Annotated in this window: 6 protein-coding genes; all 6 read left to right on the forward strand. The window is 45.9% G+C overall.

Features of this window, described 5'->3' with window-relative positions; all coding sequences use genetic code 11:
• Nucleotides 1-14: 14 nt before the first annotated feature.
• Nucleotides 15-1106 carry an ABC transporter substrate-binding protein gene (locus tag ABNT28_RS09495; protein ID WP_332923236.1) on the forward strand — a complete coding sequence of 364 codons (1092 nt, stop codon included), beginning with the start codon at nt 15-17 and terminating at the stop codon, nt 1104-1106.
• A gap of 63 nt (nt 1107-1169) precedes the next feature.
• On the forward strand, nt 1170-2435 hold the full coding sequence (locus ABNT28_RS09500) for an ABC transporter permease (protein WP_348721460.1): 1266 nt from the start codon (nt 1170-1172) through the stop codon (nt 2433-2435).
• Nucleotides 2436-2442: 7 nt separating this feature from the next.
• Nucleotides 2443-3357, forward strand: a complete 915-nt coding sequence (locus tag ABNT28_RS09505; protein WP_332923238.1) for an ABC transporter permease — start codon at nt 2443-2445, stop codon at nt 3355-3357.
• A gap of 328 nt (nt 3358-3685) precedes the next feature.
• Nucleotides 3686-4120 (forward strand): universal stress protein, encoded by a 435-nt coding sequence (locus ABNT28_RS09510; RefSeq protein ID WP_332923239.1) that lies wholly within the window; start codon nt 3686-3688, stop codon nt 4118-4120.
• A gap of 51 nt (nt 4121-4171) precedes the next feature.
• Entirely contained in the window at nt 4172-5671 is a 1500-nt protein-coding gene (locus tag ABNT28_RS09515; protein WP_332923240.1) for an alanine/glycine:cation symporter family protein, read from the forward strand.
• A 174-nt stretch (nt 5672-5845) separates the two neighbouring features.
• A partial coding sequence (locus ABNT28_RS09520; protein WP_348721461.1) for a DMT family transporter occupies nt 5846-6515 on the forward strand: 670 nt, incomplete at its 3' end.

A 6515-nucleotide genomic window follows, 5' to 3' on the forward strand; every position in this document is an offset into this window, starting at 1 on the left:
AGGGAGAATATACTATGTCTAAACTTACCAATAAACTGGTCGCTATTGCGGCTATGTCAGCTTTTACGGCGGGTAGTGCTGTTGCGGCAGACCTGACAGTCGTATCATGGGGTGGTGCGTACACCAAATCCCAGGTCGAAGCCTATCACAAGCCTTGGATGGCAAAGACAGGCAAATCAATTGTGTCTGAAGATTACGGCGGGGGTATTGCCGAGATCAAAGCACAGGTTGAGTCTGGTAACGTAACTTGGGACGTTGTTGACGTTGAACTGTCAGACGCGATCCGCGCTTGTGACGAAGGCTTGCTTGAAGAAATCGATCACGGCATGTTGCCAGCAGCACCTGATGGCACGGCGGCGGTAGATGACTTCCTGCCTGGTACGTTGCATGATTGCGCCGTATCAAACATCATCTGGTCATCAGTATATGTTTACGATTCAAGCAAGGTTCGTAACTGGAATGCGCCAAAGACTATGGCTGACTTCTTTAACGCTGACGCCTATCCTGGCAAGCGTGGCATGCGTAAAAATCCAAAGGTAACTCTGGAATTCGCATTGATCGCTGATGGCGTGCCAACAAGTGAAGTCTATAACGTTCTAGGCACCGAAGAAGGTGTTGCACGTGCGTTCGCCAAACTGGATACCATCAAGGATGATATTGTTTGGTGGGAAGCTGGTGCACAGCCACCACAGCTGCTTGCTGACGGTGAAGTGATTTTCACAACAGCCTGGAATGGTCGTGTATTCAACGCGGTTGCGGCTGAAGACCAGACATTTGAAATGGTCTGGGACGGTCAGGTTTATGACCTTGATTTGTGGGTCATTCCAAAAGGAAGTAAGAACAAAGAAGCCGCTTTGGACTTTGTTGCTTTCTCAACAGCGACTGAGCAGCTTGCTGCACAAGCATCTTGGATTTCATATGGTCCAGCGCGTGCATCTTCAGTAGCCAAGATTGGTACCTACCATGACAATGCAGCTATCAACATGGCAGATCATATGCCAACAGCACCTGGTAACTTCAAAAATGCGTTGCAAAACGATTTTGAATTCTGGGCTGATAATGCTGATGAATTGAACGAGCGTTTCAATTCTTGGTTGGCCAAGTAAAGACTAAACATTCGAGGCGGTTGTTTTTTAATGACCGCCTCTTTTATTTATATTTGAGATATTATGAACACCGTTTCCAAAAATACTGACAATGCGGCAATCGTGGCTGCCGATGGCACGCCGCTGAAGAAAAAGCTGGCGCAAGCTATGTTCCGGAGCCGCTTGCGGGCGGCAGGTTTGGTTTTGCCACTGTTCGGTTTCGTGCTGGCCAGTTTCGTTATCCCAATTTTTGCCCTGATGTGGCAGGGGGTTTATAATGACACCTTTGAACGGCTTATGCCCGAAACAACCATTCAACTGGCGGCATGGGATGGTGAAAGCGAACCAACCGAAGTCATGTATGCGGCACTTGTGGCTGATCTGATAGTGGCACGTAAGGACAAAACCGCTGGCAAAGTGGGATCACGCGTGAACCAGCAATTATCGGGTGCACGCTCATTATTTACAGGTACGGCGCGCAAAGCGCATAAATTAAAGCCACCGTTTAAAGAAAGTGTTATTAAAACCAAAAGCAAATGGGCAGATATCGAATATTGGCAAGCGATGAAATTGACGTCAGATAGCCTGACGCCCGGATTTTATGCATCGTCAGTTGATAAAACCCTGACCGTAACAGGTGATTTTGTCGCGGTTGATGAAAACAGACAGATTTATGTAAAGCTGTTCATCCGAACTTTTTTGATTTCAGGCAGTGTCATGCTGATGTGCCTTATCCTTGGCTATCCAGTTGCCTATCTACTGGCCACATTACCGTTAAAAACATCCAACTTTTTGATGATTATGGTTTTATTGCCATTCTGGACATCCTTGCTGGTTCGGACAACCGCATGGATTGCTATCTTGCAGTCGCAAGGCGTTATCAATGATTTGCTGGTATGGGTGGGAATTGCGTCTGATGATGGGCGGTTTTCGCTAATCTATAATATGACAGGCACTATCGTTGCGATGACGCATATTTTGTTACCGTTCATGATCCTGCCTTTATATTCTGTCATGAAAACAATCCCACCATCCTATATGCGGGCGGCACGTTCGCTTGGGGCAACACCAACAGTGGCGTTTATCAAGATTTATATGCCACAGACAATTCCAGGTGTTGGTGCGGGTGGATTATTGGTTTTTATTCTTGCGATTGGCTATTACATCACGCCAGCCCTAGTTGGTGGACAGGATGGCCAATTGATTTCGAACATGATTGCCTATCATATGCAAAAATCACTGAACTGGTCGCTGGCGGCGGCTCTTGGTGGCATTTTGCTTGGTTGCGTCTTGCTGCTGTATTGGGCGTATGATCGCGTCATTGGCATTGACAATATGAAGCTGGGATAACGCGAAAATGGCACAACTTCCTCCTTATACGACGACTGGTGAACGAATCTGGCACTATACGTTCCGCGTGATATGCGGGCTAGTATTCCTGTTTTTAATGCTGCCTATTCTTGTTGTCTTGCCTTTGTCATTCAATGTGTCGCCATATTTCAGCTTTACCGAAGGTATGATGTCATTTGATCCTGAAGCTTATTCGTTGCGCTGGTACAAAGACATTCTTACCAATGGTATGAAAGTTCCAGATGCACCAGTTGACTGGGCATGGATCAGCGATACATGGAACAACGCGCAATGGATGCGGGCAATCCGGAACAGCTTTTTCATTGGTATTTGTGCGACTTTGCTATCGACAGCACTTGGCACATTAGCGGCTGTTGGCCTTAGCCGTGAAGAAATGCCCTATCGCCGCCTTATCATGTCGATACTTATTTCGCCGATGATTGTACCGCTTGTCATTACGGCAGCGGGGATGTTCTTTTTCTACTCTAAAATTCACCTTAGTCAGACCTATATAGGTGTGATTATGGCGCATGCGGTGCTAGGCACCCCATTTGTTATCATCACAGTTACAGCCACCTTGGTTGGCTTTGACAAGTCCTTGGTGCGGGCTGCAAATTCGCTAGGGGCAGGGCCAATCACGACCTTTTTCAAGGTGCAGATGCCGTTGATTATTCCAGGTGTTATTTCTGGAGGGTTGTTTGCCTTTATCACCTCATTTGATGAGGTGGTTGCCGTGCTGTTCCTTGCCAGTCCTGAACAACGGACGATCCCGCGTCAGATGTGGTCAGGTATTCGTGAACAGATCAGCCCGACAATTCTGGCAGTGGCTACATTGCTTGTCATATTGTCTGTAATTCTGCTTACGGTGATCGAGTTATTACGTCGCCGGTCAGACCGCCTGCGTGGTGTCACCACAAGCTAATTCTATGTGACAATAAATCTGCTAGGCCAATAGCTATAACGTTGTGGCAAGCTTTTCTATGGTGTCGGAAACGCAGTCTGTTGCGTTGTGCTCTCATATCATTTTATTATATGAATAGTTGTATATTTATATGTATTTGCTATTTTGTGATTATTGACACTTTGGTTTTAAACTATGAAAGTCAGGTAGGTAAATCATAGTTACGTTACAAAGTTAAAACTATAGATTGCTTTTCTAATTTACCATTATTTTGTTTTACCGTTTCGTTCTGTTACGTCTGCTCACAGGAGAATCTTTCGACCTGTGCGCGCTAATTGAGGAGTTGGTTATGACACAATGCATGTTACTTGCAGTTGATGGTAGTCAAGGTGGTGACCGTGCCTTGGAATATTCTATAGCTCAGGTCAAAGATCGCGGTATTAAGCTAGTTGTCGCTTATGTCATCGAATGGTCTCCATATTCATTCAATACACCAGAAGAAAATGCTGAGCGGCATAAGCGGCGTGAAGGTGAAATTTCACGCGCCAAAAAGACGATTATTGACCCGGCAATGGAAAAACTTGCAGGTCATAATATCAAAGCTGAGTCCATCGTTCGCCATGGAGCACCGGTTGAAACGCTAAATGAACTCGCTAAAAAACATAATGTAGATCAAATCGTAATTGGCCGTCGTGGACAATCAGGAATCAAATCACTGTTGTTTGGAAGTGTGGCGGGAAGCCTCATTCAGACATCTGAAGTCCCAATCACAGTTGTACCATGATATCCGCAAGGATCATCATGGTTGCAAAGTTAAAAAAGGGGGAATTTATCAATGCATCGCTTTATCCTTCCACTACTTTTATCGCTACTGTTTATAACTTCGGCGCATGCGGGAATTGACGAAGCTATCAACAATATGACAAAGCCAATTGCCGTTCTAATTGGCCAAATAGTATTTTTCAAAATTCCGATTTTTGGTGCCCAGTTGCCAGTCGTCGTACTATGGCTTGTTGCGGGTGCTGTCTTCTTTACCTTTTATATGGGTTTCGTAAATCTTCGAGGGTTTAAGCATGCCATTCAATTAGTACGTGGTGATTATGCTGATCCCGATAGTGCAGGTGAGGTGTCTCACTTTCAGGCGCTAGCGACAGCGGTTTCAGGTACGGTTGGTATCGGTAACATCGGTGGCGTCGCCGTTGCGGTGACTGTTGGTGGTGCTGGGGCAACTTTCTGGCTGATTGTTGCCGGTTTTCTAGGCATGTCCACCAAGTTTGTCGAATGTACGCTAGGTGTTAAATATCGTAATGAAAATCCAGATGGATCGGTTTCGGGTGGCCCCATGTATTACCTTAAAAAAGGTTTTGCTGACCGTGGCATGGAAGGGTTTGGTAAATTTATCGGAACATTTTATGCGATTGGTATTTTCATTGGCGCGCTTGGCATTGGCAATATGTTCCAGTCCAATCAGGCTTATGTGCAGTTAAACCATGTCACGGGTGGTGCCCTTGATGGTTTAGGATGGCTTGTTGGTCTTGTTCTGGCGGCTGTCGTTTTTTCCGTGATTATCGGTGGTATTAAATCGATCGCCAAGGTGACCGAGAAGGTTGTTCCGTTCATGGCTGTGTTTTACTGTCTTTTCGCCTTGATCGTTATCTTCCTGAATTATGCGACCATTCCACAAGCAGTAGCCAATATCTTTACAGGTGCTTTTACTGGTGAGGGTGTAACAGGTGGTGCGCTTGGTGCGATGATTATCGGTTTCCAACGTGCTGTCTTCTCGAACGAAGCTGGCATTGGTTCAGCGTCTATCGCGCATGCCGCTGTCCGCACAGATGAGCCTGTTACCGAGGGCTATGTCTCTTTGCTTGAGCCGTTCATTGATACGATTGTGATATGTACGATCACAGCGCTTGTCATTGGTACATCTCAGGTTGCTGATCCTAGCTTTGCCGGTGATGCAAAAGGCATTGCTATGACGTCATTAGCATTCGAGCGACAATTCTCATGGTTCCCGTATCCGCTTGCGTTCGCGGCCATTCTGTTTGCGTTCTCAACCATGATTTCTTGGTCCTATTACGGGCTTAAGGGATGGACATATATGTTTGGTGAAGACGAAAAGGGGCAGACTATCTACAAGGTGATTTTCTGTGGATTTGTTGCCTTGGGCTGTATGGTTCAGCTTGGGCCTTTGCTGGATATTTCTGATGCACTGGTCTTCTTGATTTGTGTGCCTAATATCCTCGGACTATATTTCCTCGCGCCAGTTGTTCGTGCCGAAATGAATTCTTATTTGGCGCGCTTGGAAAGCGGCGAGATCAAGAAGTTCAAGTAATGGTCACAATTTAGAGCCTTATTAAAGGCTTGCTAATTCTTACCAATCAAACATCAGATAAATGCCCTGGTTAACGCCGGGGCATTTTTATATCTATTATGTTGTCCTGAAATATGCGCAGAATGATTGCTTAGATGGTTCCGTTATGGGCTGACAATATCAGATGGGTATATGATGCCGGCTTTTCTTTTACAGTTATGGAATACGCCACATGTGGTTTTGACGTTGGCAACCGTAATGTGGGCTGGTCATACGATTGCGGCACGTGTTTCGGTCAATGAAATTTCACCGATGTTGTTGATGGAATTGCGCTGGATTATGTGCCTGCTGGTGTTGATTGTCTTTTGCCGGAAGCAAATAGTGTTACAAATACCAGCGGTGAAAAAACGGTTTGGCTGGGTGTTTATGATGGGCGCCTTTGGCATGGCGGGATTTACCGTTTTTTTCATTCTGGCAGCACAATATACAACAGCGGTCAATCTTGGCATTACGCAAGGCTCTATCCCAGCTTTCGTCATGATTATCGGTCTTGTTGTATTACGGACAAAAGTCAGCTTTCTGCAAATCTGTGGCCTCAGCCTATCGCTGGGGGGTGTGGTGTTGTTGGTAAGCGGTGGCTCGATCAGCGTGTTAAAGACCGTCCAGTTTAACATCGGAGACCTTTTGATGCTGGTTGCATGTCTTTGCTATGCTGGCTACACCGTTGGTCTAAGCCGCAGAATTGTTATGTCGCCACTTGTAATGCTAGCATTTTTTTCAGCCGCCGCCGTGGTTACATTAACAATATGTACAGCTTTGGAATATGCGCAAGGCAATCTAGTCATACCGGGGGTAAAGGGATGGT

This window comes from uncultured Candidatus Puniceispirillum sp., assembly GCF_963979125.1.
Lineage (GTDB): Bacteria > Pseudomonadota > Alphaproteobacteria > Puniceispirillales > Puniceispirillaceae > Puniceispirillum.